We start from the raw sequence: 14,574 nt of genomic DNA, 5'->3' as shown, positions 1-14,574 counted from the left end.
GTTGCTTAATCATTATCAACAGGACGCAGGAGTATAAATAATGAAAACCGCTTACATCGCAAAACAACGCCAGATCAGTTTCGTAAAATCCCATTTTTCCCGCCAGCTTGAAGAGAAGCTTGGTCTTATTGAAGTTCAGGCGCCGATTCTGAGCCGCGTGGGTGACGGGACGCAGGATAACCTGTCTGGTTGCGAAAAAGCGGTACAGGTAAAAGTGAAAACACTGCCAGACGCCCAGTTCGAAGTGGTGCATTCCCTGGCGAAGTGGAAGCGTCAAACCCTGGGACAACACGACTTCAGCGCGGGCGAAGGGCTCTACACGCACATGAAAGCCCTTCGCCCCGATGAAGACCGCCTCTCCCCGATTCACTCTGTCTACGTTGACCAGTGGGACTGGGAGCGCGTAATGGGTGACGGCGAGCGTCATGTCGGCACGCTGAAATCCACCGTTGAGGCGATCTACGCGGGGATCAAAGCGACCGAAGCGGCCGTGAGCAAAGAGTTTGGTCTGGTACCGTTCCTGCCGGATACGATCCACTTTGTCCACAGCCAGGAACTGCTGAGCCGCTTCCCGGATCTGGATGCCAAAGGCCGCGAGCGGGCGATCGCCAAAGAACTGGGCGCGGTATTTCTGATTGGCATCGGCGGCAAACTGTCTGATGGCAAACGTCACGACGTTCGTGCGCCGGATTATGATGACTGGAGCACCGCGGGCGAAAGCGAATATGCCGGTCTGAACGGCGATATTCTGGTCTGGAACCCGGTTCTGGAAGATGCGTTTGAGCTCTCTTCGATGGGGATCCGCGTGGATGCAGAGGCGCTGAAGCGCCAGCTGGCGGTGACCGGTGACGAAGATCGCCTTAAATTAGAGTGGCATCAGGCGCTGCTGCGCGGTGAAATGCCGCAGACCATCGGCGGCGGTATCGGGCAGTCCCGTCTGACCATGCTGCTGCTGCAACTGTCTCACATTGGTCAGGTGCAGTGTGGGGTCTGGCCGCAGCAGGTACGTGAAAGCGTCGATTCTCTTCTTTAATTAACGCCGCCAGCGTCTGAGCAGACGGCTACGCAACCCGGTATCAAAGCGCCAGATATGATCGAAGATGCGCATGATGCCGGGTTTTCCATGTGCGGACATCGCCACGGCATGAAAACGGTGCTGGTGCACGCGCTGCAGCTCCTTCACTTTATTTACCACATCTTCCGGCAGCCGCTGGGCAATGAAATCGGAAATCACCACCGCGTCAGCGTCGTACCAGTCGCCGCCCTGCATCCGTTCTACAATGCTGCGAAAACAGCTGGCCAGATCGGTGCCGCCGCGAAAACGCTGGCTTAAAAAGCGGATGGCCTGCTCAATGCCCTGCTGGTTCGTCAGCTCGTAGCCCACGACTTCGCTGGAGAAGAGCATGATAAAGCAGCGACGGCGGTCAGCGAGCGCCACGCGCATCAGCGCCAGACAGAACGCCTTCGCACACTGCTCGTTAAAGCCGCCCATTGAGCCGGACGTATCTACGCAGACAATAAACGGCCCGCGCGGCTGCTCATCAAAGTCCTGATGCACGACCGGGCGCTGGCTGAGCTTCTCTCGCCAGGCTTCGCCGTGCAGCCGATAGGTGAGAAGCTGTTTTTCCACCAGCCGACGGTAAAACTCATACTCCAGTTCGGTCATTCCCAGCGTGCTTAGCTCGGTCGGCAGCAGGCGCAGGATGTCATCGCTTTGCTGGAGTCCGTCGACCTGCTCCGGCACGGTAGCCGGTTCGCGTACAAGGGTGCGGAAGGTTTCCATCGGGGCATCCTTCTTTGGGACCGATTTGGCCTCTCGCGAGCGGCCGAGCTGTTCTGCGAGCTTCATCAGCTCCGGCTGCTGGGTAAGAAAGTCGCCGTACTTCACGATCAGCTGATAATCCCCGCGCCGCAGCTGCCCGGCGCTCATATCCCAGAGGCGACCAGCGGCGTTTTCATTTTCTACCAGCACCTCTTCGAGCTGGCCACTCAGCGTCATGCGTTCCTGGACTTCGCTGAGCAGCTGTTCCCGCTCTTCATCCAGAAGCTGTTGGTTCAGCGTGGTAGCCTGGACGACCAGGCTCAGGCGCCAGCGCTGTAAAAAGAGCGTGTGCAGCGCCGGGGTAAAGGTGACGTTTTCTGCGACCAGCGTTCTGGCCTGGCTGGCAAACGGAGAGTGGACTTTATCGAGCAGGGTAAGGGTTTGCGGGATCTGGACGATAAACTGTGGCGTCGATAGCCGCTGACACTGCTGATAGGCCGCGACTTCCTCCGTCAGTTCGGGCGGGACTTCTGTCTCCTTAAACCGCTGCCGCAGATTGTCGCGCCAGCGCGGGAGATCGTCCGTCATCGCTTTTTTGAGTTTCGGGAATTTTTCAAAGAAGGCCGCCAGCTGCGGCGATGCCAGAAGGGTAATCACCACCTCCTCGATCAACCCTTCCTCGCTGACGGCCAGCATTATATTGAGCGTGTCCAGCGTTAGCATTGACGCGCCTGTTTGATCTGCGCGCTGACGTCCTGCAGGCTGGCTTCAATGCGACCTAGCCAGTCGCTATGAATAAAGAGGCATTTTTGCTGCTCGCTGAAGCGGGTGTGCTGCTGATGCCATTCGGTATCCAGCGCTTCCAGCTGTTGTTTAATCTCTTCCGGCACGCTGTCCGAGGCGGTGCCGGGAAGCGCAAGACGCGATCCCTGAAGGCTCACGTCGCGGATCACCAGGTGCTGACTGCTGTCCACTTCCATATTCAGCGGCTGCGCGAAACCGATGCCGTTGAGCTTTCCGCGGATCTCCCCGCCCTTATCCAGCCACTGCGCCAGCGGCTCGCGCTCAATCGTAATGTGCACCACCTGCATATCATGCAGCTTGAGGGGCTGCTGGAGCAGCAGTGTCAGCGTCGTGCCGGTCAGATCGGCGGGTAGCTCGTAATGCGGTTTGCGGGCGAACATGCCGCCCAGTCGGTTCACTTTTAGCGCGGTTTTATCGCTTTGCTGCTGCTGGAGCTGAATGCGCCGTTGGGCAATCGCCCCCAGCTGGTTGAGCATCGCCTGCTGCCCCCAGGCGTGCCCGGTCATCAAAACGTCCAGCTGCTGCTGCATCAGGTTCATGCCTTCTGCGTCGTGCCAGAGGCAGTCTTTTAGCAGGATCAGATCGATAGGGGCGACCGCGTCGCGACCGCTGAACAACGCGCTGGCCTGGAGCAGACGGATCGCTTTTTTCCAGCGACGATCTGAGACGTACGGGGCGGAAGGCAGGGAATCAAGCTGCTGGCGCAGCATGAAGATCAGCTCAAAGACGGCGTCGGGCAGCTTAATTTTGCCGATCTCGTCCTGCCACTGATGGTACTCCTCGTCCGTCACCTGCAGTGAAGGTGCCACCGGGTTTTCGTTTTCGTCCTGCTGGCTCACCAGCATTGAACGGAAGTTTGATTTATCCTGGACTTTATCCAGCCACAGGCGGATCAGCATACGGTCATACAGCGCTTCCAGGCTGCTGTCGGCTTCGGGCAGTTCGTTTGACGCGGCCACCAGTAGGCGCATGGGGATCTTCTCTTCGCTCGCGCCGTTGCGGAAGCGGCGTTCGTTGATTGCCGTCAGCAGGGTATTCAGAATGGCCGGGCCGGCTTTCCAGATCTCATCAAGAAAGACGATTTCCGCTTCCGGGAGATAGCCCGCCGTCAGACGCTCATAGCGCCCTTCATCTTTCAGCGCCTGAATAGAAAGCGGGCCGAAAACTTCTTCTGGCGTGGAGAAGCGCGTCATCAAATACTCGAATGCGCGAGCGTTCTGGAAAGCGAACTTTAGGCGGCGTGCAATCAAACTTTTGGCAATGCCCGGCGGTCCCAGCAGAAATACGCTTTCACCGCTCAATGCCGCCAGCAGGCAAAGGCGAATGGCGTGGCTGCGCTCGTAAAGGCCTTTCTCCAGCGCGCTGCTGAGGCGGGAAATTCTTTCTGCTAATAAATGTGAGTGAGCCATAATAGTTTTGCATCCTTTCGCCGTTGTGGCGGCCAATTGAAGCGAGTATAGACGTTTCAGTCAGGGCTGGTAATAGGCTGAAGTGCGGCGCAATTTTCTTTGCGCTACATTAATGCGGTTGCATTTAGGGGTACGATTTTGCAATGAATCGTGCATACTGTGCGCTTTTTGTGGACCAAGGGACAGGAACACATTTGTTATTTAAACGAAAAGACTAGTCTATGAGCACTGATAATAAGCAATCATTACCCGCAATAACGCTTGCGGCGATCGGGGTTGTCTACGGTGATATCGGCACCAGCCCGCTTTATACGCTTCGTGAATGTTTGTCCGGCCAGTTTGGCTTTGGTGTTGAGCGCGATGCCGTGTTTGGCTTCCTGTCCCTCATCTTCTGGCTGCTGATCCTGGTCGTTTCCGTTAAATATCTCTCCTTCGTTATGCGTGCAGATAATGCGGGCGAAGGCGGGATCCTGACCCTGATGTCCCTTGCCGGTCGCAATACCTCGGCCAGAATGACGTCTGTGCTGGTAATTATCGGCCTGATAGGTGGCAGCTTCTTCTACGGGGAAGTGGTGATAACACCGGCTATCTCGGTGCTCTCGGCGATTGAAGGGCTGGAGATTATTGCCCCGCAGCTTGATGCCTGGGTTGTCCCGCTGGCAATCATCGTGTTGACGCTGCTGTTCATGATCCAGAAACACGGTACCGGGCTGGTGGGCAAACTGTTTGCGCCGATTATGCTGGCCTGGTTCCTGATCCTGGCGGCGCTCGGTTTGCGCAGCATTATTGCGAACCCGGACGTGCTGCATGCGCTGAACCCTTACTGGGCGGTGCATTTCTTCCTTGAATACAAAGTGGTTTCCTTCGTGGCGCTGGGTGCGGTCGTGCTCTCCATCACCGGTGTGGAGGCGCTCTATGCTGACATGGGGCATTTCGGGAAGCTGCCTATCCGCGTGGCATGGTTTATTGTGGTGCTCCCGTCGCTGGTGCTGAACTACTTCGGTCAGGGTGCGCTGTTGCTCAAGAACCCGGAAGCGATTAAGAACCCATTCTTCCTGCTGGCACCTGACTGGGCGCTGGTGCCGATGCTGATCCTCGCAACGCTGGCGACCGTGATTGCCTCTCAGGCGGTGATTTCCGGGGTGTTCTCTCTGACCCGTCAGGCCGTTCGTCTGGGATATCTCTCGCCAATGCGCATCATCCATACCTCAGAGATGGAGTCGGGCCAGATCTACATCCCGTTCGTTAACTGGCTGCTCTACTTTGCTGTTGTGATCGTGATTGTTAGCTTCGAACACTCCAGTAATCTGGCGGCGGCCTACGGTATTGCCGTGACCGGTACGATGGTGCTGACGTCGCTTCTCTCCACCACGGTGGCGTACCGCAACTGGCACTGGAATAAGTTCCTCGTGGGGATGATTCTGGTGGGCTTCCTGTGCATTGACGTGCCGCTGTTCTCTGCGAACCTCGACAAAATTGTCTCCGGTGGCTGGCTGCCGCTGACGCTGGGCCTGTTGATGTTCATTGTCATGACCACATGGAAAAGCGAGCGCTTCCGCCTGCTGCGCCGCATGCATGAGCACGGTAATTCTCTGGAGGCGATGATCGCGTCGCTTGAGAAATCCCCGCCGGTGCGCGTGCCGGGTACCGCGGTTTACATGTCTCGTGCCCTGAATGTGATCCCGTTTGCGCTGATGCATAACCTTAAGCACAACAAAGTGCTGCACGAGCGCGTGATCCTGCTGACGCTGCGCACCGAAGATGCGCCGTACGTTCACAACGTGCGCCGCGTACAGATTGAGCAGCTGTCCCCGACCTTCTGGCGCGTGGTGGCGAGCTACGGCTGGCGCGAAACGCCGAACGTGGAAGAGGTGTTCCACCGCTGCGGTCTGGAAGGGTTAAGCTGCCGGATGATGGAGACGTCGTTCTTTATGTCCCACGAGTCGCTGATCATCGGCAAGCGCCCATGGTATCTGCGTCTGCGCGGTAAGCTGTATCTGATCCTGCAGCGTAACGCCCTGCGCGCGCCTGACCAGTTTGAGATCCCGCCTAACCGCGTCATTGAGCTGGGGACGCAGGTCGAGATTTAAGTCTCCGTGCGGCCTGATGCCCTCACCCCGTCCCTCTCCCACAGGGAGAGGGCGCAAACATCTAAAACGGTAACCTGACGGTTACCGTTTTGCATTTACCTCCCCTCCATTTCACTTAGCGAAACGTTTCGACGTTGATCACAAATCCGTTACGTCATGATGGTTTTCTGAACATTTATGCGGCTACACTATTTTTAGCGAAACGTTTCGCTAGTGGAGCAAGAAAATGAAGAAAGGCACGGTTCTCAACTCAGAAATCTCATCGGTTATTTCCCGTCTTGGGCATACCGATACGCTGGTGGTTTGCGATGCAGGCTTACCGGTTCCGCGCAGCACAACCCGTATCGATATGGCGTTAACGCAGGGCGTGCCCTCGTTTATGCAGGTACTGGAGGTGGTGACGGCGGAGATGCAGGTTGAGGCGGCCATTCTCGCGGCGGAAATCAAACAACATAATCCGCAACTCCACGAAACGTTGCTCAGCCACATTGAGCAACTGCAACAACACCAGGGAAACACCATAGAAATTCGTTACACAACGCACGAACAGTTCAAACAACAAACCGCAGACAGTCAGGCGGTGATTCGCAGCGGGGAGTGTTCCCCGTATGCGAATATCATTCTCTGTGCTGGCGTCACCTTCTGAGGCCATCATGGACGCATTACTGCAACTCAAAGGGATCGATAAGTCGTTCCCGGGCGTAAAAGCCCTCTCCGGTGCGGCGCTTAACGTCTACCCAGGACGCGTGATGGCGCTGGTGGGCGAAAACGGTGCCGGCAAATCCACCATGATGAAAGTGCTGACCGGGATCTATCAGCGTGATGCCGGTTCACTCGTTTGGCTGGGTAAAGAAACCACCTTTAACGGCCCGAAATCCTCTCAGGAAGCGGGCATCGGCATTATTCACCAGGAGCTGAACCTGATCCCGCAGCTGACCATTGCGGAAAACATCTTCCTGGGCCGCGAGTTCGTGAACCGGTTCGGCAAAATCGACTGGAAAACCATGTACGCCGAAGCGGACAAGCTGCTGGCGAAGCTGAACCTGCGCTTTAAGAGCGACCGCCTGGTGGGCGACCTCTCCATCGGCGATCAGCAGATGGTGGAAATCGCGAAGGTGCTGAGCTTCGAGTCGAAGGTCATCATTATGGATGAACCGACCGATGCCCTGACCGATACCGAAACCGAATCCCTGTTCCGCGTGATCCGCGAGCTGAAAGCGCAGGGGCGCGGCATTGTCTATATCTCTCACCGCATGAAAGAGATCTTCGAAATTTGCGACGACGTTACCGTCTTCCGCGACGGCCAGTTTATCGCCGAGCGCGAAGTGGCGACGCTGACCGAAGATACGCTGATCGAAATGATGGTGGGACGTAAGCTCGAAGACCAATATCCGCATCTGGACAAAGCACCGGGCGAGATCCGCCTGAAGGTAGATAATCTCTGCGGCCCGGGCGTAAATGATGTGACCTTTACCCTGCGTCAGGGCGAGATCCTGGGCGTGGCGGGCCTGATGGGCGCGGGCCGTACCGAGCTTATGAAAGTGCTGTACGGCGCACTGCCGCGCACCAGCGGTTACGTTACCCTTGACGGCCATGAAGTGGTGACCCGCTCGCCGCAGGACGGGCTGGCGAACGGCATCGTCTATATCTCCGAAGACCGCAAGCGCGACGGCTTAGTGCTGGGCATGTCGGTGAAAGAGAATATGTCCCTCACCGCGCTGCGCTATTTCAGCCATAGCGGCGGCAGCCTGAAGCATAAAGATGAGCAGCAGGCGGTCAGTGATTTTATCCGTCTCTTCAACGTTAAAACCCCGTCGATGGAGCAGGCTATTGGCCTGCTTTCCGGCGGGAATCAGCAGAAAGTGGCGATTGCCCGCGGGCTGATGACGCGCCCGAAGGTGTTGATCCTCGACGAGCCAACCCGCGGCGTGGACGTGGGCGCGAAAAAAGAGATCTATCAGCTGATTAACCAGTTCAAGGCCGACGGTCTGAGCATCATTCTGGTCTCTTCCGAGATGCCAGAGGTATTAGGCATGAGCGATCGCATTATCGTCATGCATGAAGGGCATCTCGGCGGTGAATTCACTCGCGAGCAGGCCACCCAGGAAGTTCTGATGGCTGCCGCTGTGGGCAAGCTTAATCGCGTGAATCAGGAGTAAGAAGATGACTACCCAGGCTGTTTCTGGTCGCCGCTATTTCACAAAGGCATGGCTGATGGAACAAAAATCGCTGATTGCCCTGCTGGTGCTGATCGCGATTGTCTCGACCATGAGCCCGAACTTTTTTACCGTCAATAACCTGTTCAACATTCTGCAGCAGACGTCGGTGAACGCCATTATGGCGGTCGGCATGACGCTGGTGATTTTGACCTCGGGTATCGATCTGTCCGTCGGTTCCCTGTTGGCGCTCACCGGTGCGATCGCCGCTTCAATTGTGGGAATTGAGGTCAACGCGCTGGTGGCCGTTGCGGCTGCACTGGCGGCTGGCGCGGCGATTGGTGCCGTTACCGGTGTGATTGTGGCAAAAGGCCGCGTTCAGGCGTTTATCGCCACGCTGGTGATGATGCTGCTGCTGCGCGGTGTGACCATGGTTTACACCAACGGTAGCCCGGTGAATACCGGGTTTACGGATAACGCGGATCTGTTTGGCTGGTTCGGTATCGGTCGCCCGCTAGGTGTCCCGACCCCGGTCTGGATCATGGCTATCGTCTTCCTGGCGGCGTGGTACATGCTGCACCATACCCGCCTGGGCCGTTATATCTATGCGCTGGGTGGTAACGAAGCGGCCACGCGCCTGTCCGGTATCAGCGTTAATAAAGTCAAAATTATCGTGTACTCCCTGTGCGGCCTGCTGGCCTCTCTGGCGGGCATCATCGAAGTGGCGCGCCTCTCTTCCGCACAGCCGACGGCGGGGACGGGGTACGAGCTGGATGCCATCGCGGCGGTGGTTCTGGGCGGTACGAGCCTTGCGGGCGGTAAAGGTCGCATTGTTGGGACATTGATCGGCGCACTGATCCTCGGTTTCCTGAATAATGGTTTGAATTTGTTAGGTGTTTCCTCCTATTACCAGATGATCGTTAAGGCAGTGGTGATTTTGCTGGCGGTACTGGTAGACAACAAAAAACAGTAACTGACGACACTACAGGACATCTTAGATATGAACATGAAAAAACTGGCTACCCTGGTTTCCGCTGTCGCGCTGAGCGCAACCGTAAGTGCTAACGCCATGGCGAAAGACACCATCGCGCTGGTTGTCTCTACCCTGAACAACCCGTTCTTCGTCTCCCTGAAGGACGGTGCGCAGAAAGAAGCGGACAAACTGGGCTACAACCTGGTGGTGCTGGATTCACAGAACAACCCGGCGAAAGAGCTGGCTAACGTTCAGGACTTAACCGTTCGTGGCACCAAAATTCTGCTGATCAACCCAACCGATTCTGATGCCGTAGGCAACGCCGTGAAGATGGCAAACCAGGCGAAAATTCCGGTGATCACTCTGGACCGTCAGGCAACGAAAGGCGAAGTTGTGAGCCACATTGCGTCTGATAACGTGCTGGGCGGTAAAATTGCTGGTGACTACATCGCGAAGAAAGCCGGTGAAGGCGCGAAAGTTATCGAACTGCAGGGTATCGCCGGTACTTCCGCGGCCCGTGAACGTGGTGAAGGCTTCCAGCAGGCCGTGGCTGCACACAAATTCAACGTGCTGGCCAGCCAGCCGGCAGACTTCGACCGTACTAAGGGTCTGAACGTCATGCAGAACCTGCTGACCGCGCATCCAGAGGTGCAGGCGGTATTTGCACAGAACGATGAGATGGCGCTCGGTGCGCTGCGTGCCCTGCAGACCGCGGGTAAATCAGATGTGATGGTTGTCGGATTTGACGGCACGCCGGATGGTGAAAAAGCAGTAAATGATGGCAAACTGGCTGCGACCATCGCTCAGCTGCCTGAGCAGATTGGCGCGACTGGCGTTGAAACTGCCGACAAAGTGCTGAAGGGCGAAAAAGTTCAGGCCAAATATCCTGTTGACCTGAAGCTGGTCATTAAGCAGTAAAGGCGATTCAGGCAGTCGCTGGCTGCCTGAGGGACACCAAATAAAAGAAAAGTGTGGCATACGCCACCGGGTAATACCGGTGGCGCTCTCAGATGGACACCTCAATACATGAAAACCGCAGGCAACCTCGTCGTCCTTGGCAGTATCAATGCCGATCACATTCTTAACCTTGAAACGTTCCCCACTCCGGGCGAAACCGTCACCGGCAATCAGTATCAGGTCGCGTTTGGCGGTAAGGGCGCAAACCAGGCAGTTGCCGCCGGGCGCAGCGGGGCGAATATCGCGTTTATCGCCTGTACGGGTGATGACGATACCGGCGAGCGCGTACGCAAGCAGCTGGCGAGCGACAACATCGATACTGCACCCGTCAGCGTTGTTGAAGGGGAATCTACCGGCGTGGCGCTGATTTTCGTTAACGCTGAAGGTGAGAATGTCATCGGTATTCATGCGGGGGCTAACGCCGCGTTAACGACTGAACGCGTCGAAGCGCAGCGTGGGATCATCGCCGGAGCGGAAGCCCTGCTGATGCAGCTGGAGTCTCCGGTTGAAAGCGTGCTGACCGCCGCGAAAATTGCGCATGAAAATCATACCACTGTCGTACTTAACCCTGCGCCTGCCCGTGTATTATCAGATGAACTGCTGGCGCTGGTAGACATCATTACGCCGAACGAAACCGAAGCGGAAAAGCTGACGGGCATTCGCGTTGAAAATGACAATGATGCCGCGCGTGCGGCGAAAGTGCTGCATGCAAAAGGCATCGGGACCGTTATCATTACTCTTGGTAGCCGCGGGGTGTGGGCTAGCGTCAATGGCGAAGGCCGTCGCGTGCCGGGCTTTAAGGTCAAAGCCATTGATACCATCGCCGCTGGAGACACCTTCAATGGTGCGCTGGTGACGGCATTGCTGGAAGGAAAAGCGATGGATGACGCGATCCGCTTTGCGCATGCCGCCGCCGCGATTGCGGTGACGCGCAAAGGCGCACAGCCTTCCGTTCCGTGGCGTAAAGAGATCGATGAATTCTTAAGTCAGCAGGGGTAACGCTTGGCTACGATGAAAGATGTCGCCCGCATGGCGGGCGTTTCTACTTCGACCGTCTCTCACGTTATTAATAACGACCGCTTCGTCAGCGAGGCGATTCGGGAGAAAGTCGAAGCCGCAGTAAAAGATCTCAACTATGCGCCGTCGGCGCTGGCGCGCAGTCTGAAGCTTAACCAGACGCGCACCATCGGCATGCTGATCACGGCCAGTACCAATCCTTTCTATTCTGAACTTGTTCGTGGCGTAGAGCGCAGCTGCTTCGAGCGTGGCTACAGTCTGGTGCTGTGCAATACTGAAGGCGACGAGCAGCGCATGAACCGCAACCTGGAAACGCTGATGCAAAAACGCGTCGACGGGCTGCTGCTGCTCTGTACCGAAACGCATCAACCTTCAAAAGAGATCATTCAGCGCTATCCTTCTATTCCCACGGTAATGATGGACTGGGCGCCGTTCGACGGGACCAGCGATCTGATTCAGGATAACTCGCTGCTGGGCGGCGATATGGCGACGCAGCACCTGATTGATAAAGGCTATACCCGCATTGCCTGCATTACCGGCCCGCTGGATAAAACCCCGGCGCGCTTGCGTCTGGAAGGCTATCTTTCGGCAATGGAGCGGGCAGGGCTTGCCATTCCTGATGGCTATCGCATCACCGGCGATTTCGAGTTTAACGGCGGTTTCGAGGCAATGCAGACGCTGCTGGCGCAAGAGCCTCGCCCGCAGGCGGTGTTTATCGGCAACGATGCGATGGCGTTTGGTGCCTATCAGGCGCTGTATCAGGCGGGACTGCGCGTTCCGGACGATATGGCGATCGTCGGTTACGATGATATCGAACTGGCGCGCTACATGACGCCGCCGCTGACCACGATCCATCAGCCGAAGGATGAACTGGGTGAGCTGGCCATAGACGTGTTGATCCACCGTATGGCACAGCCCACGCTGCAACAGCAACGTTTGCAGCTTACTCCTGTTCTGATGGAACGCGGTTCGGTTTAGCTTTCTCTTTGTGACGCTCTTTAATCAGGTTCCGGCCATCTTTCGGTTTTAACAACATAAAGACCAGCGCCGACACCACGGTAAGCGCGCCCATGGTGATAAAGGTATAGTGGAACTGCTCAACGGTATTCGTGCCGCCAAACCCTTCATAAAACCGCAGCACCGCCGCGCTCACGGCTACCCCGAGGCTGATCGACAGCTGTTGGGTCACCGCCAGTACGCTGTTGCCGCTGCTCGCGTTCTCGTCGGTCAGGTCCGCAAGGGTGATGGTGTTCATCGACGTGAACTGCGTTGACATCGCCATTCCCAGCACAAACAGCGGCAGGATCAACATCCAGACCGGTAACGCCGCGGATTGCAGCGAGAACTGCGCAATCATCAGACCGATAAAGACCGTCACGCCAACCAGCGTTTTACGATAGCCAAACCAGCGCAGTACCTGCGTGACCGTTGATTTCGCCAGAATGGAACCCATTGCCGTGGGCGCCATCATGCAGCCGGCAATCAGCGCCGGGTAGCCGAACCCCACCTGCAGCATCAATGGCATCAGGAACGGTACGCAGCCCGTGCCCAGACGTGAGGCAATATTGCCCGCGATCCCGACGGAAAAGGTTCGGGTGTTAAAGAGAGATAAAGAGATAAGCGGTGTCGGGTGACGACGCGCATGGCGTATATAAAGAAGGAACAGCAGAATACCAATGAGGATGACGGCGAGCGCCAGCCACGTTTCAACGAGCTTCTCGCCAATGAGCTCCATGCCACTTGAGAACAGCACCAGGCTCAGTCCAAACAGGAAAAAGCCGCCCATATCGAAGCTGCGCCTTGGCGTGGTGAAGTTCGGCATATATTTGCGGGCATAGATCAGCCCTGCCACGCCAATCGGAATATTAATCAGGAAAATCCAGTGCCAGCTTGCCCAGGTAACCAGCACACCCCCGAGGACCGGGCCAAGTATTGGGCCGACCAGCCCCGGCATGGTGACAAAGTTGAGTACGGGGAGCAGTTCGCTGCGTGGGTAGGCACGCAGCAAAGCGAGGCGCGCCACCGGCATCATCATCGCGCCGCCTATTCCCTGCAGTACGCGAAAGATAACCAGCTCCGTTAATGAAGTGGATAGCGCGCAGGCCAGTGAACCGAACGTAAAGAGCGTTACGGCCAGCATGAAAACTCTGCGGGTACCGAAGCGATCGGCCAGCCAGCCACTTACCGGGATCAACATCGCCACCGTGAGGGTGTAGCTGATGATGGCAGACTGCATTGCCAGCGGGGAGCGGTTAAGGCTTTGCGCAATGGCGGGAAGCGCCGTATTGAGGATGGTGGCATCCAGTGCCTGCATAAAGAACGCCATGGCTGCAATCCACGGCAATCCGGCCATGCTGCGCGCTTTTTTCTCTGTCATTTATTTACCTGCTGGTGGGGTGGTGCGGTCAGCAATGCCTGACATGCAGTCAGGGCTCGCTGCCCGTCGCTCTCCTGAATGGCATCTACTATCGCCTGATGCAAATCCAGCTTTACCACTTCGTCTTGTGTAATAGAGGTAAAGTAGGTGTGGTACACCGAATGGAATAACGAAGCAAAGGAAGTGAGGAACGGATTGGCGCTCATCATATAGATATGTTCATGCCAGGCCATATCGACCTCAATCCATCGTTCCCGGTTGAAGTGTTTTTTCAGGAACACCATCTCTTCCATGAGTGCGTTAAGCTGCGCTTTCTGCTCTGCTGTCCCGAGCGTGGCGGCAAGCAGGCATGCCTGAGGTTCAAGACTGCTGCGCATTACAAGAAAGTGATCGACGACCTGATGAAAGTTGTCTTCGGTCATCCACCAGGAGAGCAGCTCCTGATCGAGAAAATTCCAGTTATTCTGTGGCATCACGCGCGTGCCAATACGAGGGCGTGGAAGCACCATGCCTTTTGCCGTCAGGGTTTTCACCGCCTCGCGAACCGCGGTACGGCTTACTCCAAACTGCTCACCCAGCTCCAATTCACCCGGCAGGATGCTCCCCGGGGCATATTTACCCGCTAAAATCCGCTGCGCCAGCTTTTCTGCCAGCACATAGGACAGATTTTTTTGGGCGGCCAGCTGTTGTGCGCTTAATGGCATCGCTTTTATTCCTTAATGTTTCATGCTGTTAATTATGCCACCTCGAATGTGATTGTGGTTGCAGATACATCAAATAGAACAATTTGTAGCTTGATATCACCTCTGTTGGTGAAAAAAAACACGGTCAGAAACTTTTTTTGAATTTCCTCTTGTCACTTAAGAATAACGCCCTATAATGCGCCTCCACTGACACGGAACAACGGCACACACGCCGCCGGGTCAGCAGAGAACAGCGAAAATAAACGCTTGACTCTGAAGCGGGAAGGCGTAATATGCACACCCCGCGCCGCAGCGAAAACGAAGCGGCACTGCTCTTTAACAATTT

General features: G+C 56.3%; 12 protein-coding genes. 8 read left to right on the top strand and 4 right to left on the bottom strand.

Annotated elements, in window-relative coordinates; genetic code table 11:
* Nucleotides 1-40 precede the first annotated feature (40 nt).
* Entirely contained in the window at nt 41-1,033 is a 993-nt protein-coding gene (gene asnA / locus IM295_RS15525) for an aspartate--ammonia ligase (RefSeq protein ID WP_041911750.1), read from the top strand.
* On the opposite strand, the gene viaA is transcribed toward asnA, so the two are convergent.
* The gene (gene viaA / locus IM295_RS15520) at nt 1,034-2,485 is read right to left on the bottom strand and encodes an ATPase RavA stimulator ViaA (protein WP_045261174.1); all 1,452 of its coding nucleotides are present in this window, start codon (nt 2,483-2,485) and stop codon (nt 1,034-1,036) included.
* Nucleotides 2,479-3,975: an ATPase RavA gene (gene ravA / locus IM295_RS15515; protein WP_045631286.1), complete on the bottom strand. Its 1,497-nt coding sequence runs from the start codon at nt 3,973-3,975 to the stop codon at nt 2,479-2,481. Before ravA ends, viaA begins: the two co-directional genes overlap by 7 nt.
* A gap of 221 nt (nt 3,976-4,196) precedes the next feature.
* On the opposite strand from ravA, the gene kup reads away from it, so the two are divergent.
* The 7 genes from kup to rbsR all read left to right on the top strand — a co-directional run bounded on the left by kup (nt 4,197) and on the right by rbsR (nt 12,146).
* Nucleotides 4,197-6,065, top strand: coding sequence for a low affinity potassium transporter Kup (gene kup, locus IM295_RS15510; RefSeq protein WP_041911753.1), 1,869 nt, complete (start codon nt 4,197-4,199; stop codon nt 6,063-6,065).
* Between the two features lie 226 nt (nt 6,066-6,291).
* Complete coding sequence (rbsD, locus tag IM295_RS15505; RefSeq protein ID WP_003862392.1) at nt 6,292-6,711, top strand: D-ribose pyranase; 420 nt, start codon at nt 6,292-6,294, stop codon at nt 6,709-6,711.
* A gap of 7 nt (nt 6,712-6,718) precedes the next feature.
* Nucleotides 6,719-8,224: a ribose ABC transporter ATP-binding protein RbsA gene (gene rbsA / locus IM295_RS15500; RefSeq protein ID WP_041911754.1), complete on the top strand. Its 1,506-nt coding sequence runs from the start codon at nt 6,719-6,721 to the stop codon at nt 8,222-8,224.
* A 4-nt stretch (nt 8,225-8,228) separates the two neighbouring features.
* Nucleotides 8,229-9,194, top strand: a complete 966-nt coding sequence (gene rbsC, locus IM295_RS15495) for a ribose ABC transporter permease (RefSeq protein ID WP_006808742.1) — start codon at nt 8,229-8,231, stop codon at nt 9,192-9,194.
* Between the two features lie 27 nt (nt 9,195-9,221).
* A complete protein-coding gene (gene rbsB, locus IM295_RS15490; protein ID WP_193066916.1) occupies nt 9,222-10,112 on the top strand; it encodes a ribose ABC transporter substrate-binding protein RbsB in 891 nt (296 codons plus the stop codon).
* A gap of 108 nt (nt 10,113-10,220) precedes the next feature.
* Nucleotides 10,221-11,150, top strand: coding sequence for a ribokinase (gene rbsK, locus IM295_RS15485; RefSeq protein WP_045631283.1), 930 nt, complete (start codon nt 10,221-10,223; stop codon nt 11,148-11,150).
* A 3-nt stretch (nt 11,151-11,153) separates the two neighbouring features.
* Nucleotides 11,154-12,146 carry a ribose operon transcriptional repressor RbsR gene (rbsR, locus tag IM295_RS15480; protein WP_072252026.1) on the top strand — a complete coding sequence of 331 codons (993 nt, stop codon included), beginning with the start codon at nt 11,154-11,156 and terminating at the stop codon, nt 12,144-12,146.
* Here the strand turns inward: rbsR and mdtD are convergent.
* Together mdtD and IM295_RS15470 are read right to left on the bottom strand one after the other, a co-directional pair.
* Entirely contained in the window at nt 12,112-13,545 is a 1,434-nt protein-coding gene (mdtD, locus tag IM295_RS15475) for a multidrug transporter subunit MdtD (RefSeq protein WP_193066915.1), read from the bottom strand. The two genes, rbsR and mdtD, sit on opposite strands and share 35 nt — an antisense overlap.
* Nucleotides 13,542-14,249, bottom strand: coding sequence for a FadR/GntR family transcriptional regulator (locus IM295_RS15470; RefSeq protein ID WP_193066914.1), 708 nt, complete (start codon nt 14,247-14,249; stop codon nt 13,542-13,544). Before IM295_RS15470 ends, mdtD begins: the two co-directional genes overlap by 4 nt.
* Nucleotides 14,250-14,574: the final 325 nt, after the last annotated feature.

It is taken from the genome of Enterobacter cloacae complex sp. P14RS, from assembly GCF_014895895.1.
Taxonomy (GTDB): Bacteria; Pseudomonadota; Gammaproteobacteria; order Enterobacterales; family Enterobacteriaceae; genus Enterobacter; species Enterobacter bugandensis.
Note: the sequence above shows the minus strand (reverse complement) of the source record. Positions and strands in the feature narration are given on the sequence as shown.